The sequence below is a fragment of the Thiomonas delicata genome (genome assembly GCF_900088825.1).
GTDB classification, from domain to species: domain Bacteria; phylum Pseudomonadota; class Gammaproteobacteria; order Burkholderiales; family Burkholderiaceae_C; genus Thiomonas_A; species Thiomonas_A delicata.
Map to the genome: position 1 here is coordinate 1,439,290 of NZ_LT592171.1, position 14,738 is coordinate 1,454,027.

Sequence of the window (14,738 nt, forward strand, 5' to 3'; positions counted from 1 at the left end):
GGACCTCAGTGAGGGAGAATGCTTGGGTCATCGAAATGCCCCTGCTGGGCAGCAATGGCCTCGCGAGAATCCGGGAAACGCTGCTCCAGTTGCGTGGTCCAGTTACTTGCCGTCAAGGTGTCTCCTAATTGCCTGGCAATCAGAATGCCCAGCCACAAGGTCTGCGCGCTGGCATATTGCCCTGCGTTGACGCGGCTGATATAGAACAGCGCATCCTTGAGCTTGTTCTGTCGATACAGCACCAAAGCCAAATTGGTGGACAGCGCCGGATTCGCCGCGTCAAGCGCAAAACCGGCGCGTAGCGTCTTTTCGGCGCCGACGAGGTCGCCGTCGCGATACTGGCATACGCCATAAGCCAGGTCGGTCCGCTCCGGATATCGGTAGCCGGGCGCGCGCAGCGCGCGGCGGAACATGGTGAACGACTCGGCGTAGCGCTTGTGGATGCACAGGAACCAGCCATAGTTGTGCAGCGCATCGGCGTTGTTCGGCGCGATCGACAGGGCCTTGTGGAAGCTCTGCTCGGCCTGTGTGTTGTCGCCCAGACTCATCTGGATCAGCGCCTGCATGGTGTAGGCCGGCACATAGTTGGGCGCCTGCGCCAGGGCCTTGCCGACCTCGGCCAGCGCGACCTCCGCCTGTCCACGCTGGTAATACCCCTCGGCCAGTTCCAGGCGGACCTGCGCGTTCTTGTCGGCCTGCGCGCTCCCTGTCCCGGGAACGGAAGAACCCGCGCCGGATTGCGCGGTGTTGCTGGCGCAACCACCGAGCAGCGGCAAGGCGAGACACAGCAGCAAGGGCGCAAGCAACGAGGATGCAAAACGTCCGGCCCGGCGGTACGGCATGTTCATGGCATCAGATCAGGTTTGGCGAGCGGTTGACGGGACTGGCAGCGTCGGCACGAATGGGAATGATGGGTTGGCTCGACGCAACAACGGGAGCCCCGGGTCGGGTCAGCTTGCGGCTGGTGCGGTCCTGCACGTCGCCGGCCAGCTGGCCGCAGGCAGCGTCGATATCGTCCCCGCGCGTTTTCCGTACCGTGGTGACGAAACCGGCATCCATGAGCGTCTGGGCAAATGCCAGGATGCGGTGGCTTGGGGATCGCTTGAGGCCGGATTGTGGAAAGGGGTTGAAGGGGATGAGGTTGAACTTGCAGGGAAAGCGGTTGCGCAGCAGCTCCACGAGCTGCCGCGCATGCTCGGGCAAGTCGTTGACGCCATCGAGCATGCAGTATTCGAAGGTGATGAAATCGCGGGGCGCATGCGCCAGATAGCGTTCGCACGCAGCCAGCAGTTCGGCCAGCGGATACTTGCGGTTCAGCGGCACGAGGTCGTCGCGCAGGGCATCGTTCGGCGCGTGCAGCGACACCGCCAGCGCCACCGGGCAGTCGCTGGCCAGCCGGTCGATCATGCGCACCATGCCGGCGGTGGAAACCGTGACGCGCCGGCGCGACAGCCCGTAGCCGTCGTCGTCGAGCATGGCGCGCAACGCGGGCACGAGGGCGCCGTAGTTCTGCAACGGCTCGCCCATGCCCATCATCACGACGTTGGAGATCGCCCGCTCGCCCGGGGCCAGGCCCAGCGCCTGACGCATGCTGAACTCGGCCTGCCAAAGCTGGGCGAGAATCTCGGCGCTTGTGAGGTTGCGGCTGAAGCCCTGCGCGCCCGTGGAACAGAAGCGGCAGGCCATGGCGCAACCGGCCTGGGTTGAAACGCATAGCGTGTTGCGTTGCGCCTCCGGAATGAACACGGTTTCAACCGCGTTCCCGCTGCCCACGTCGAACAGCCATTTCACGGTGCCGTCGCGCGAGCGCTGCTCCGTCAGCACCGGCAAGCCCTCGATCCGCGCTTCTTGCTCCAGCCAGGCGCGCAAGGGCTTGGCCAGATCGCTCATGCCCGAAAAATCGGTGGCGCCTTTCTGATGCATCCAGCGAAACACCTGACGCGCGCGGAAGGGCTTTTCCCCGTGCGCGTCAAACCAGCCCACCAGGCCAGCGCGATCGAACTGAAGCAGATTGGTGGTGGACATGGCTGGATCTGCGGCCGTTCAGCGGGAGAAAATCCAGTTGGAAGGAAAGAAGAAGGCGATTTCGGACGCCGCGTTCTCTGCGCTGTCGGAGCCATGCACCGCGTTGGCATCAATGCTGTCGGCAAAATCGGCCCGGATGGTTCCTGGCGCAGCCTTCTTCGGGTCCGTGGCACCCATCAGTTCGCGGTTCTTGGCGATCGCATTGTCGCCCTCGAGCACTTGCACGAGAACGGGGCCCGAGACCATGAAATCCACGAGGTCCTTGAAAAACGGACGCTCTTTGTGCACGGCGTAGAAACCTTCGGCTTCGGCGCGCGACAGGTGCATCATGCGAGCCCCCACCACTTTAAGGCCGGCCGTCTCGAAGCGGTCGATGATTTTGCCGATGCAGTTCTTGGCGACGGCGTCGGGCTTGATGATAGAGAGCGTGCGCTCCATAGGATTTTTTCTCCAGAAATCAAGTGATTAAAAATGAATTGTAAAGCGGCAAGTGATGACAGACAGTGACGCCCCGCACTGGCGCACGGGTGATACCGCATACCGGACGCATGGGCCTCAGCGCGGGAAGTTGCGACGCTTGCCGCCCTGCCCCGCGCCCTGTCGCGGCGTTTGCACCTGGCCTAGGGCCGAGCGCATCGGATCGGGCTGCCCCCCGCCCGTCTTCTTCCCCGGCTTGCCGCGCGCCGCGCGCGGCTTGTTGCCGCCGCGTGCGCCTGCTCCCTTGCCGAACAGCGCGTCCACGGCGCTCATGGCGTAGCTGTTGGGACCGGGCTCGCGCTCGGGCAATTCGCGGTCATCGGCCAGACCGCGCTGGCCTGCGAGCCTGGCCTCTCGGCTGGCCCTGCCGAACAGCGCGTCCACGGCGCTCATCGCGTAGCTGTTCGGCCCGGGTTCCCGCTCCTCGCCAGCCCCACGGCCACCGCCACGGCGCGCTTCGTTGCGATCACCTCGCCCTTCCTTGCGCATCGGCTTCCCGGGCGCTGCCTGCCCGTTCTGCTTCGGGCCACGTGACCTGCCCGCGCCGGGCTGTGCGCCGGCACCGGTGTAGTTCATCATGGCTTTGACATCTTCACGCTCGATTTCGGCAAAATCGCCGCGCCGCAAACCGGCGGGCAGCGCGATGGAGCCATAGCGCACGCGGATCAAGCGGCTGACCGTCAGGCCGACGGCCTCGAACAGCCGCCGCACTTCCCGGTTGCGCCCTTCCGCAATGGTCACCCTGTACCAGCGGTTGGCGCCTTCGCCGCCGGCCTCCTCCAGGCTCAGGAACCGTGCCGGACCATCGGTGAGGTCGACCCCCGCCAGCAATTTCTGGCGCGTCTCCTCGTCCACCTGCCCCAGCACGCGCACGGCGTATTCACGCTCGACACCCTGGCTCGGGTGCATGAGTTTGTTGGCCAATTCGCCCGAGGTGGTGAACAGCAACAAGCCTTCGGTATTGATGTCCAGGCGGCCGATCGCGGTCCACTTGGCGTTCTGCACGCGCGGCAGATTGCGGAACACGGTCGGGCGGCCTTCGGGATCCTTGAACGTCACCACCTCCCCCACCGGCTTGTGATAGACCAGCACGCGCGCCGGCGGGGGCGTGACGCGAAATTTCAGCGCCTTGCCGTTCACCTTGATCTGGTCGCCGGGCATGATGCGCTGACCGAGGTGCGCGGGTTCGCCATTGACCGACACGCGCCCCTCGACGATGAGTTCCTCCATTTCCCGCCTCGACCCGACCCCGGACTGCGCCAGAACCTTGTGCAGCTTGGGCGCTTCCGGTGACGGAGCCAGCACGCGACGCGCACCCGGCTCGACCACCTCGGCAATTTCCACGGCTCGGTCGAAATCGCCGGATACGACTTCCTCGATACGCACCGCAGGCACATTCTTGGCCGGGCCCCGCAGAGGCGAGTTGGGTTTTTTCTTGGGCTTGCCCTGACGCGGGCGATCGCCCCGCACGCCCTCATGGCGCTTGGCCTCGGTGGGCGCGGCATCGGAGGGCACGGCGGCCTGGTCCTCGGTCCGGGGTGCCTTGGCCTTGCCGGAGCGGCGATTGCGGCGGCGCTGACCCTCGCGTCCTGCTTCGCCCTCGGTTACAGCCTCGGCACCGATCTCGGCGCTTGGCGCGGCGGAAGCGGCGTCGGCGCTCGGACTATTGACGCGCGCAATTCCGGCTCGATCCTCCATGACATGGCTGCCAAGGTCGGCGGCGGCCGGTTTCACGGCAGAGGCTTCTGCCTGCTGGACCGGCTCGGCGCCTGCGCCTGAGGTTGAATCGTGTTGTTGCATGGACGTGAAAGAGATGTGGGAATCGGAACGAACCGCTTCAGGCGGCAGGCAGGGAATGTGGCAGGGAAGTCGGCGCGGATTGGGCTTCCTCGGCCAAGGTCAGGGAAGGGGAAGAAGGCTCGCTGCGCTCCGCGTCCGTGTCGGACAGGGATGCGGCTGGACCCGGGCCGTCTGGCGAAGCGGGATCGGAAACGGTGTCAGGCAGCGCCAGGAGATCGATCTGCTGCGGGTCGGTGGGCGCCGCGCCGGGCTGCAGCGCCGGGAGGTCCGAGATCGATGCCAGGCCGAGATCATCGAGAAACTGGCGTGTCGTGGCATACAGCACGGGGCGCCCCGGACCCTCGCGGTGGCCGATGGCCTCGATCCAGCCACGGTCCTCGAGCTGGCGCAGGATTTGCGCGTTGACGACGACGCCTCGAATGTCCTCGATATCGCCACGCGTGACGGGCTGTCTGTGCGCGATGATGGCCAAGGTCTCCTGTACCGCGCGGGAATAGCGCGGCGGCTTCTCGGGGTTGAGGCGCTGCAGGTAAGGCTGCATGTCCTCGCGGCTCTGAAACCGCCAGCCGCCGGCCACCGCGCGCAACTCCACGCCGCGATCCTGCCAGTCGCGGCGCAGTTCGTCGAGCAGCAGACGCAGGGTATCGGCGCCGAGCTGCTCGTCGAACAGGCTGCGCATCGCGTTGATGCTCAAAGGTTGGGTGGCACACATCAGCGCGGTCTCAACGACCCGCTTAGCCAGTGCAATATTCATGCGTCACAGGAACCGTGCGCCGATGGAAGACTGCCGGAATGGGACTTCGGCAGGACGGGTTGCGTGAACCCAGGGCCAAGCTGCAGCGCTACGTGGAATTGATTTTAGCCTATGCCGTGCCAGGAGGCCATCGCGCGTTCATGGCGCATCGGGCTGGGCCGCCGGGTGCGCCATGGCAAAGGCGGGAAGTTGCATGCAGGCGTCGAACACGCGCATCAAATCGGGGACGGCTTGCAAATCACAGGCGAAGCGTTGCGCGTTGTAGATCTGCGGGACCAGGCAGCAGTCGGCCAACCCGGGAGAACCGCCGTGCGCGTAAGGACCGGGTGGTCCCGGCCAGCGCCGCCACTGCTCCTGCCAGGCCTGCAAACCCACGTCGACCCAATGCCGATACCAGCGTAGGCGCGCCTCCTCGTCGGCGCCGAACTCGCGCTCCAAATAGTTCAGCACCCGCAGATTGTTGAGCGGATGGATGTCGCAGGCGATGGCCAGGGCCAGGGCGCGCACACGGGCGCGGCCCGGCGCATCGGTAGGCAACAGCGCGGGTTCGGGATGGCGCTCCTCGAGATACTCCAGAATCGCCAGCGACTGCGTGAGCATCAGGCCGTCATCGGCCAGCACCGGGATCAGGCCCTGCGCCGAACGCTGCAAGTGTTCGGGCTGACGCTGTTCTCCCCGTGCCAGGTGAATCGCCACCATGTCATACGGCAGACCCTTGAGATTGAGCGCGATGCGCACCCGGAATGCCGCCGAGGAGCGGAAGTAGCTGTAGAGCGTGCGCATTCAAATGCCATGCCGTGACGGCACTTGCCCGGTGGCGACGTCCATGGGGTCGGAACAAACCGTCGCGGCGGCGGTCCGCGCGGGCTTGGGCGCATAGAACGCATCGGCGTGCACGTCGCCGGGTGGAAGGCCGCGTTCGAGCATGGCGGCACTGACGGCCTCGACCATGGCAGGCGAGCCGGCAAGATAAATCTTGGCCTCGCTGAAATCGGTCACGTCCGCCAGCAGGGCGTCGCCGACGCGGCCGACCCGATCCTGCGCCCCTGCCCCACTCTCGACCACGATATGGGCGCGAAAATTGCGAAACTCGCGCGCAAGTGCGACAAGATCCTCGCGACCGTAGACTTCCCCGGCCGATTTGAATCCGGCATAGAGCGTCACGCGGTCGAGTTTCCCGTTGTGGAGCGCGGTTTTCACGATGCTGAGCATGGGCGCCAATCCGGTCCCGGCCGAGACCGCATAAAGCGGACCCTCGTGACGCGGTCGGAAATGGCTCGACCCCATGGGCCCGTCGACGAAGATGGTGCCGCCGACCTCGATGCCGCGCCCGAGCAAGCCGCTGAATGCCCCCGTCGGCGTGCGCCGGATGTGAAACTCCAGCTCGTCGTCGTATTCCGCGTCCACCGGGGTGCTGGCCATGGAGAAATCGCGCGCGATGAAGGAACCATCGGCCGTGCCGACGCTGAGCTGGGCATACTGCCCGGCAGAGAAGATGAAGGGTTCGCCATCGCGGTCCACGTAGCGGATTTTCAGGCGCAGCCCGAACACCTCGGGCGCCAGCTCGCGCAAGCCGATCACTTCTGTGACCAAATGGCGCTCTGGATGCACGATGTAGTCGTCGCTGTCGACCAGGCGCAGTTGCACATCGCCCTTGATCCGGCTGCAGCAGGCCAGGATCACCCCCTGCGCGCGCTGTGTTTCGGGCAGGGCCGTGTCCTTGTAGTCCTGCATGAGCACTTCGCCGCGCTCCAGCACGCATTTGCAGCTGCCGCACTCCCCCTGCTTGCAGGAGTAATGGATGGGCACCTTGTGCCTGCGCAGAACCTTCAGCAGGTTGTCGTCGAGGTCAGCCTGCAGTTCGAGGCCGCTCGCGGGAAAGGAGATGATGGGCATGGTGTTCCAGGCTGTCGCATCGGGCGCGTACAAGCATGCATTGTTTCAAAACCGCGGCAGTGCCGATTCTCCGGCCCGGAATGCCCGCAAACCGCGGCCACCAGCCGCCCCGCAAGCCCTGCAACAATAGACGCATGCACCCACGCCAGATCCAGCATTGCAACCAGTGCGGCACCGCCGTGGAGCACCGCGTGCCCGAAGGCGATACCCATGCCCGCGCCGTCTGCCCGGCTTGCGGCCACATCCAGTACGAGAATCCGCGCAATATCGTGGGGACGCTGCCAGTATGGGAAGGCCGCGTGCTGCTGTGCAAGCGGGCCATCCAGCCGCGCTACGGCTTGTGGACCCTGCCTGCGGGCTTCATGGAAATGCACGAGACCACCGAACAAGGGGCGCTGCGCGAAACCCATGAAGAAGCGGGGGTCGAAATCGAACTCGACGGGCTGTACTGCATGGCCAACGTCAAGCCTGTGAGCCAGGTCTATCTGCTCTATCGCGCCCGCATGCTGCGGCCTCATTGGGAACCTGGCCCCGAGACGCTCGAAGCCCGACTGTTCGGCGCGACGGAAGTGCCGTGGGACCAACTGGCATTTCGCACGGTACGCGAAACACTCGAGCGTTTTTTCGCCGAGCAGCAGACCGGCCGCTACAGCCTGCAGATCTTCGATATCGATTGAGGCCGGGGCCGCCGCGCGCCTTCGACGCGGCAAGACGGTTCAGATCACGCAGAACCCATGCACGCCGAGGCTGTCACCCGCGTGCAGCAATCTCCAGAATCCCCAAGCGGCGAATGACAGCATCACGCCCGCCGCGGCAACACGGGTCGACCTGGCCGTGGCGCGCTGGCTCACACGGCGCAGCACATGGCCGGCCAGCAGCATGTGCGGCAGGGTGCCGAGGCCAAAGGCCAGCATGGCCGTGGCGCCGTAGACCGCGCTGCCGGTCAGCAAGGCCAGCGAGAGCGCCGAATACACCAGACCGCAAGGCAGCAAACCCCACATCAAACCCGCGCCGAAGCGCCGCTGGCTGCTGGACAGGGGCAGTATGCGGTCAAGAAGCCGGATGCCTTGGCGCGTAATGTTCTGCCGCAGACCCTGTGTCCAGCCGACGCGCGCGGCCCCCCACCCCGTGAGTCGGGGCCAGCGAACACCCGATGCGGTCCGCAAAAGCCACAAGCCGCTGGCGGCCAGCACGGCGTTACCGACGCCATACAGGGCGAGTTGGGTCGGGCGCGCCTGCAGCGCCCACAGCCCGGAACCCACCCAACCGGCGATGGCACCGAGCGCCGCATACGACGCCACGCGGGCGCCTTGCATCTGCGCCGAGCCCCAGAAAAGCTTGCGCGCCGGTAACAACACCTGGGTTTGCATGGCGCGTTCGCTCGCCACGACCAGGCCGCCGCACATGCCGGCGCAATGCAAGCCACCGGTCAGTCCCATGAGCAGCATGGTCAAAAGAATTGCGGTATCCATCAGCGATGTGCGATAGTTCGGTGATAAGCCTCAAGACCCAACCCACCATGAAAGCCATCCCCGCAGCATCGATCCACCGATTGGACAAACCCCACCCCTGCGACGTTTGCTTTCAGAGCCGGTTCTGTCTGCCCATCGCCTTGCCGCAGGACGAACTCTCCCGCATGCGCGACATCATGCAAAGCACCATCCGCCTCGGCAAGGGAGAGCGCCTGTTCGAGGCCGGACAGGCGATGGACAAGGTCTTTTCGGTGCATGCCGGATCGTTCAAGTCGGTGGTGGGCAGCCCCGATGGGCGGCAGCAGATCGTGGGCTTTCACGTACCCGGCGAAATGATGGGGCTGGAAGGTTTTTCCGCGCGCCTCTACATGACCGACGTGCTCGCGCTGGAGGACAGCGAGGCCTGCGAGATCGACGTTCGCGTGCTGGAGAGCACCGCGCGCGACATACCGACGCTGCAGCACCAGATCCACTGCCTGATCGGCAACCGTCTGGCGCGTGCGCAGCAGGATCAGTTTGTCCTCGGCAGCATGCAGGCCGACGAGCGGCTTGCCCGTTTCCTGCTCGACCTGTCCGAGCGCTACAAGGCGCGCGGGCTGTCGCCCGACGAGTTCGTGCTGCGCATGAGCCGCGAGGAAATCGGCAGCTACCTGGGCCTGAAGCTGGAGACCGTCAGCCGGCTGATGTCGCGCTTCCACCAGGCCGGACTCGTGCACGTCGCGCAGCGCCAGGTCCGCATCACCAACCGCGACGGCCTGGCCGAACTGCTGGTGCCGCAGGAACGCTGAACGATCCAGCCTGGCCGTGCGGGTCGTCACGGTCAGTCATCCCACTGGGCATCGCGGCGGCAGCCGAACAGCCACAGATTGAGCACGCTTGCGGCGTAGCACAGCAGCCACAGCAGCAAAAAGACCAGGGTGTACATCCCCAGGTGCGAGATGCCAGCGGGGTGACCGAACAGGACGACTTCTCCGGGGTCGATGGCGCTGAACAGCAGGGCCGTTGCCGGGAAAGCCACCAGGAACGATGGCCACATGGCACGGAGGTAGTTCGGGTTGCGGGTACGCATGCGCGCTTCTCACACGCCAGGCCGCAAGGGAGAAGCCGCCCCCGGCTTCCAGACCCCCGACAGGCGCCACTGCGGCGACTCGGCGGTAACGGCGTAACGCACGGCCTCGGTCGGCGCATGCCCAAGGTACCGTCCCGGCGCTGTGCGACGTAACTCGAGCCGCAGGTCATGCTCCGGCGCGTAGGGGTGGCGCAAGCGCAGCAGCAGCCCCGTGTCGGCGACGTCGGGCTCGACCTCCAGCACAACATCCTGCCCGCGCTGGTCGAGACGTCCTTGCAAATGCATGGCCTTGGCGCGGAGTTCCTTGTCGATGTCATGCCCCACGGCAAGGCCCTTCTTGTAGTAGTGCTCGGTGACCAGGCTGTCGGCATGGATGGCGGCAATCGCGATGGTCACCAGACTGGCCACGACCACGGTGCCCGGAAGCCCCAGCAGGATCCAGGGCCATGGCTCTTTCCACCAGGGGCGCGGCGCTGCCGCTTGCAGGGTTCTCATGCTGAGTCTCCTCGAAGAGTTGCGGGGATCAGGGCACAATGAATGTCGAGTCGCTGCGCACGACAACCGGCTTGCCGTCATCGGAACGCGCGGTGATTTCGATCTTGTAGACGCCCTTGCGGGCATCGTCGGTCGGCATGGCCAACTCCAGCGGGCGCAGCACATTGGTGGAAGGCGCCAGATCCACCGCCCCGCGCGGGCTGATCACGGCGAGCCCCGGCAAACCCTTGACTTCGAACGTCATGCGGCGTGGTTTTTCGGAGGCATTCATCAGCTGCACCTGGTACAGGTTCTCGAGCATGCCGCCGGGAATCTCGCGCGCGAGCACGCGTCGGTCGCGCATCACGTTGAGTTTGACCGGCTCGCGCACGACCAAACCGCCGATGAACATGCCCACCATCAGCAGCAGGATGGTGCTGTAGATCAGGATGCGCGGACGCAAAAGGTGCGCCCATTGCTGCGCCCGGCCCCAGTGCTTCAGCAGCGCGTTTTCGCTGGAATAGCGAATCAGCCCGCGCGGCGTGTTCATCTTGTCCATCACCTGGTCGCAGGCGTCGATACAGGCTCCGCAGCCGATGCACATGTATTGCAGTCCTTCGCGGATGTCGATGCCGGTCGGGCAGACCTGCACGCAGATGGAACAGTCCACGCAATCGCCCTTGCCCTGAGCGCGGGCCGGGGCGTCCTTCTTGCGCTTGCCGCGCGGCTCGCCGCGCGCGGGGTCGTAGGTGACGATGAGGGTGTCACGGTCGAACATGACGGACTGGAAGCGCGCGTAAGGGCACATGTACTTGCACACCTGCTCGCGCATGAAGCCGGCGTTGCCGTAGGTGGCGAAGCCGTAGAACAGGATCCAGAACGTCTCCCAGGGTCCCAGGGCGAGCGACACCACCTCGCCGGCGAGGGCGTGGATGGATGTGAAATAGCCGACAAAGGTGAAACCCGTCCATAAAGCCACTGCGGCCCACAACCCATGCTTGAGCGATTTGCGCGCGAATTTGCGCGCATCCATCGGCTGCGCATCGAGCCGGATGCGTGCCAGACGATCGCCCTCGACCTTGCGTTCGATCCACATGAAGATCTGGGTATAGACCGTTTGCGGGCAGGCGTAGCCGCAAAACAGCCGCCCGGCAATCGCCGTGAACAGAAACAGCCCGTAGGCCGAGATGATGAGCAGCAGCGCGAGAAAGATCACATCTTGGGGCCACAGCACAAGCCCGAAAAAATAGAACTTGCGCTGCACCAGATCGAGCAGCACCGCTTGGCGCCCTTCCCATTGCAGCCAAGGCAGGCCGTAGAAGATGATCTGGGTGAACCACACCATGGCCCAGCGCCAGTTGGCGAAAACGCCGGTCACCGAGCGCATGTAGATTTTCTTGCGCGCCTCGTAGAGCAACTCTTCGGTCGCCTGCAGTTCGCCGTTCGCCTGTCCTGGGGAGGGTGCATTCATGGAACGTGTGCCGAGAAGCCGCGAGGCCGCGTCAAGGGTTGCCGGCCGCCTTCTGGCCATGGCTCAGACCGAACACATACGCAGCGAGCACATGGATCTTCTCCGGCCCGAGGATGTTCTTTTGCGCCGGCATGTGCGCGCTGCGCCCCATCTCGATGGTGTGCTCGATGGTCTGCAGGTTGGATCCGAACAGCCAGTACCGATCGCTCAGATTCGGCGCGCCAAGCGCCTGGTTGCCCTCCCCGCTCGCGCCGTGGCAGCCGGCACAAGCGGTAGCGAACAACGGCTTGCCCTTGGCGGCCAAGGCTGCGTCATGCGAGAGCCCGGAAAGACTGCGCACGTAGTTGGCAACTTCAACCACTCCCTGTTTGCCGCCGACCGCCGCGCCCATCGGCGGCATCATGCCCTGGCGGCCTTCGGTCAGGGTCTGCACGATGGTGTCGGGCTGGTTGCCGTACAGCCAGCTCTTCTCACCCGAGACCGTCAGATTGGGGAAACCCTTGGAGCCGCCGGCGTCCGATCCGTGGCACTGCGAGCAGTACGTCAGGAACATGCGCTGGCCCGTGGCCATGGCCTGTGGGTCTTTCGCCAGCTCGGGAATGGGGGTTTGCATGTACTTCGCGTACAGCGGACCGATGCGCTGCTCGTAGGCCCGCGACTCGGCCTTGTACATCTGGTCGCTGGAGAAACCCAGGATTCCGTTCCAGAACCCCAGACCGGGGTAGAGGATGAGATAGACGATGGAGAAGATCAGGGTCAGGATGAACAACCCCATCCACCAGCGCGGCAGCGGATTGTTGAATTCCTGCAAATCGCCGTCCCAGACGTGGCCCGTGGTGGCGATGACCTGCCCGTTCTTGTCGCGAAACACGGTCTGCCTGGCCGTGCCCCGCAGGAAAAGGAACAGCGCGACGATGGAAACGATGGTCACGCCACCGATCCAGTAGGCCCAGCCGGGGGAATAAAACTGGTTCATGGTTCAAGTCCTCGGGTTGTGCGCGTCGCCGGACTGGGTCTCGGGCGACGTCTTCGAGTCAAGGAAGGGAATCATCCCGTCCTCCTCATGTTGTTTCTTGAAGCGCGGTGCGTAGGCCCACCAGACGATGCCGAGAAAGACCAGGAAGGCCAGCACCGTGGCAATGGATCCGATCAATCCTGTCATGATGGCCTGCTCACTGGTGAATGTTGGACAGCGCCAGGCCCAGGCCCTGCAGATAGGCGATCAGCGCGTCCTCCTTGGTCTTGCCCTCGAGTTCCTTGGGCGCGGCGGTGATCTCGGCCTCGGTGTAAGGCACGCCCAGGGTGCGCATGGCGCGCATCTTGGCCTGGATCAGACCGGCCTCGGCCGGCTCGTGCTGCAGCCATGGATACGCCGGCATGATGCTTTCCGGCACCAGGTCGCGCGGCTGGCGGAGATGGATGCGTTGCCATTCGTCGGAATAGCGTCCGCCGACGCGGGCCAGGTCAGGCCCCGTGCGCTTGCTGCCCCACTGGAAGGGATGGTCGTACACCGATTCGCCGGCCACCGAGTAGTGGCCGTAGCGCTCCACCTCGGCGCGCAGCGGACGGATCATCTGCGAGTGGCAGAGATAGCAGCCCTCGGCCAGATAAACATCGCGGCCTTCGAGCTGCAGCGCCGTGTAGGGTTTGATCCCCGGGATCGGCTGGGTGGTGGTCTTGTCGAAGAACAGCGGCACCAGCTGCACGAAGCCGGCGATGCTGACGACGATGGCGACCAGGACGATCATGAGCCCGGCGTTCTTCTCGATGACCTCGTGATTGAATTTGAAAGCGGCCATGGTGGCGTCTCTCCAGTCTGTGATGGTTTTGCGTCAGGCGTGGGCGCCGGCCATGGCGGGCAGCGGCGCGTCCACCGCCTTGCCCTGGCGGATGGTGCGGTAGGCGTTGTAGAGCATCAGGCACATGCCGAAGAGGTAGATGCTTCCCCCCAGCAGACGGATGTAGTACAGCGGGATGACGGCCTTGACGCTCTCGATGAAGCTGTAGGTCAGCGTGCCGTCCGCCTGCATGGCGCGCCACATCAGACCTTCGGTGACCCCCGCCACCCAGAGCGCGGCGATGTAGAGCACGACGCCGATGGTGGCGGTCCAGAAATGCCACTCGATGAGGCGCTTGCTCCACATCTGGGTCTGGCCCCACAGGCGCGGGATCAGGTAGTACAGGCTGCCCATGGTGATCATGCCCACCCAGCCCATGGCGCCCGAATGCACGTGGCCGATGATCCAGTCGGTGTAGTGGCCCAGCGCGCTGACGGTCTTGATCGACAGCATCGGCCCCTCGAAGGTGGACATGCCGTAGAACGACAGCGCGGTGATCAGGAACTTGAGGATGGGGTCGTCACGCAGCTTGTGCCAGGCACCCGACAGGGTCATGATGCCGTTGATCATGCCACCCCAGCTCGGCGCCAGCAGGATGAGCGAAAACACCATGCCGAGCGACTGCGCCCAGTCCGGCAGCGCGGTGTAGAGCAGATGGTGCGGGCCCGCCCACATATAGGTGAAGATCAGCGCCCAGAAATGGACGATGGACAGGCGGTAGGAATAGATCGGCCGCTCGGCCTGCTTCGGGATGAAGTAATACATCATGCCGAGGAAGGACGTGGTGAGGAAGAAGCCCACCGCGTTGTGGCCGTACCACCACTGGATCATGGCGTCTTGCGCGCCGCCGTAGGCCGAATAGCTCTTCCACGACAACAGGCTGATGGGCAGCTTGACGTTGTTGACGATGTAGAGCAGCGCGATGGTGATGATGTAGGCGCCGAAGAACCAGTTGGCCACGTAGATGTGCGGCGTCTTGCGCTTGAACACCGTGCCGAAGAACACGATGGCATAGGCCACCCACACCACCACGATCAGCAGACTGATGGGCCACTCCTGCTCGGCGTACTCCTTTCCGCTGGTGATGCCGGCGGGATAAGTGAGGGCGCAAAGCACGATGACCGCAGTCCAGCCCCAGAAGGTGAAATTCGCCAGCTTGGGAGCAAACAGCGGCACCTCGCAAGTACGCTGCACGATGTAGTACGAGGTGGCGAACAGCGCCGTGCCGCCGAAGCCGAAGATCACCGCGTTGGTGTGGACGGGGCGCAGCCGGCCCCAGCTGAACCACGCGATGCCGTAGGTCATGTCGGGCCAGATCAACTGGGCGGCGATGAACACACCGACCAGCATGCCGACCGCCCCCCAGAGCAAGGTCAACAAGGTGAACTTTCGCACCACCGCGTAGTTGTAGGTTTCCATCGTCAAGCTTTGCGCACGCATGTCATCTCCCATTGAGTGCCCT

The 14,738-nt window shown here is 64.7% G+C and carries 17 protein-coding genes; 2 read left to right on the forward strand and 15 right to left on the reverse strand.

Annotated elements, in window-relative coordinates:
- Positions 1-5: 5 nt before the first annotated feature.
- The 7 genes from pilW to THIARS_RS16385 form a co-directional block, all read right to left on the reverse strand.
- Positions 6-848, reverse strand: a complete 843-nt coding sequence (gene pilW / locus THIARS_RS16355) for a type IV pilus biogenesis/stability protein PilW (protein WP_094161815.1) — start codon at positions 846-848, stop codon at positions 6-8.
- 4 nt (positions 849-852) lie between these two features.
- On the reverse strand, positions 853-2,025 hold the full coding sequence (gene rlmN, locus THIARS_RS16360; RefSeq protein WP_094161816.1) for a dual-specificity RNA methyltransferase RlmN: 1,173 nt from the start codon (positions 2,023-2,025) through the stop codon (positions 853-855).
- Positions 2,026-2,043: 18 nt separating this feature from the next.
- Positions 2,044-2,463 (reverse strand): nucleoside-diphosphate kinase, encoded by a 420-nt coding sequence (gene ndk / locus THIARS_RS16365; protein WP_094161817.1) that lies wholly within the window; start codon positions 2,461-2,463, stop codon positions 2,044-2,046.
- Positions 2,464-2,580: 117 nt separating this feature from the next.
- Entirely contained in the window at positions 2,581-4,236 is a 1,656-nt protein-coding gene (gene rluB / locus THIARS_RS16370; protein ID WP_245845956.1) for a 23S rRNA pseudouridine(2605) synthase RluB, read from the reverse strand.
- A gap of 103 nt (positions 4,237-4,339) precedes the next feature.
- On the reverse strand, positions 4,340-4,981 hold the full coding sequence (gene scpB, locus THIARS_RS16375) for an SMC-Scp complex subunit ScpB (protein ID WP_425444257.1): 642 nt from the start codon (positions 4,979-4,981) through the stop codon (positions 4,340-4,342).
- A 213-nt stretch (positions 4,982-5,194) separates the two neighbouring features.
- Positions 5,195-5,839 (reverse strand): maleylacetoacetate isomerase, encoded by a 645-nt coding sequence (gene maiA / locus THIARS_RS16380; RefSeq protein WP_094161820.1) that lies wholly within the window; start codon positions 5,837-5,839, stop codon positions 5,195-5,197.
- Positions 5,840-6,952 carry a 2Fe-2S iron-sulfur cluster-binding protein gene (locus tag THIARS_RS16385; protein WP_094162203.1) on the reverse strand — a complete coding sequence of 371 codons (1,113 nt, stop codon included), beginning with the start codon at positions 6,950-6,952 and terminating at the stop codon, positions 5,840-5,842.
- 134 nt (positions 6,953-7,086) lie between these two features.
- Between THIARS_RS16385 and THIARS_RS16390 the strand changes: the two genes are divergently transcribed.
- Positions 7,087-7,629, forward strand: coding sequence for an NUDIX hydrolase (locus THIARS_RS16390; RefSeq protein ID WP_094162204.1), 543 nt, complete (start codon positions 7,087-7,089; stop codon positions 7,627-7,629).
- A 39-nt stretch (positions 7,630-7,668) separates the two neighbouring features.
- On the opposite strand, the gene THIARS_RS16395 is transcribed toward THIARS_RS16390, so the two are convergent.
- Positions 7,669-8,424, reverse strand: a complete 756-nt coding sequence (locus THIARS_RS16395; RefSeq protein ID WP_094161821.1) for a sulfite exporter TauE/SafE family protein — start codon at positions 8,422-8,424, stop codon at positions 7,669-7,671.
- Positions 8,425-8,471: 47 nt separating this feature from the next.
- Between THIARS_RS16395 and THIARS_RS16400 the strand changes: the two genes are divergently transcribed.
- Positions 8,472-9,212: a helix-turn-helix domain-containing protein gene (locus THIARS_RS16400; RefSeq protein ID WP_094162205.1), complete on the forward strand. Its 741-nt coding sequence runs from the start codon at positions 8,472-8,474 to the stop codon at positions 9,210-9,212.
- Positions 9,213-9,244: 32 nt separating this feature from the next.
- Here THIARS_RS16400 and THIARS_RS16405 read toward each other — a convergent pair whose 3' ends face one another.
- From THIARS_RS16405 to ccoN, 7 genes are read right to left on the reverse strand one after another with little or no spacing between them, the layout of a single operon-like run.
- A complete protein-coding gene (locus tag THIARS_RS16405; protein ID WP_094161822.1) occupies positions 9,245-9,493 on the reverse strand; it encodes a hypothetical protein in 249 nt (82 codons plus the stop codon).
- 9 nt (positions 9,494-9,502) lie between these two features.
- The gene (locus THIARS_RS16410; RefSeq protein WP_186436723.1) at positions 9,503-9,988 is read right to left on the reverse strand and encodes a FixH family protein; all 486 of its coding nucleotides are present in this window, start codon (positions 9,986-9,988) and stop codon (positions 9,503-9,505) included.
- Between the two features lie 28 nt (positions 9,989-10,016).
- Complete coding sequence (gene ccoG, locus THIARS_RS16415; RefSeq protein ID WP_094161824.1) at positions 10,017-11,438, reverse strand: cytochrome c oxidase accessory protein CcoG; 1,422 nt, start codon at positions 11,436-11,438, stop codon at positions 10,017-10,019.
- Positions 11,439-11,469: 31 nt separating this feature from the next.
- The gene (gene ccoP, locus THIARS_RS16420; protein ID WP_094161825.1) at positions 11,470-12,414 is read right to left on the reverse strand and encodes a cytochrome-c oxidase, cbb3-type subunit III; all 945 of its coding nucleotides are present in this window, start codon (positions 12,412-12,414) and stop codon (positions 11,470-11,472) included.
- Positions 12,415-12,417: 3 nt separating this feature from the next.
- Complete coding sequence (locus tag THIARS_RS16425) at positions 12,418-12,600, reverse strand: cbb3-type cytochrome oxidase subunit 3 (protein WP_094161826.1); 183 nt, start codon at positions 12,598-12,600, stop codon at positions 12,418-12,420.
- 10 nt (positions 12,601-12,610) lie between these two features.
- A complete protein-coding gene (ccoO, locus tag THIARS_RS16430) occupies positions 12,611-13,237 on the reverse strand; it encodes a cytochrome-c oxidase, cbb3-type subunit II (protein WP_094161827.1) in 627 nt (208 codons plus the stop codon).
- A gap of 33 nt (positions 13,238-13,270) precedes the next feature.
- Positions 13,271-14,716, reverse strand: a complete 1,446-nt coding sequence (ccoN, locus tag THIARS_RS16435) for a cytochrome-c oxidase, cbb3-type subunit I (protein ID WP_094161828.1) — start codon at positions 14,714-14,716, stop codon at positions 13,271-13,273.
- Positions 14,717-14,738: the final 22 nt, after the last annotated feature.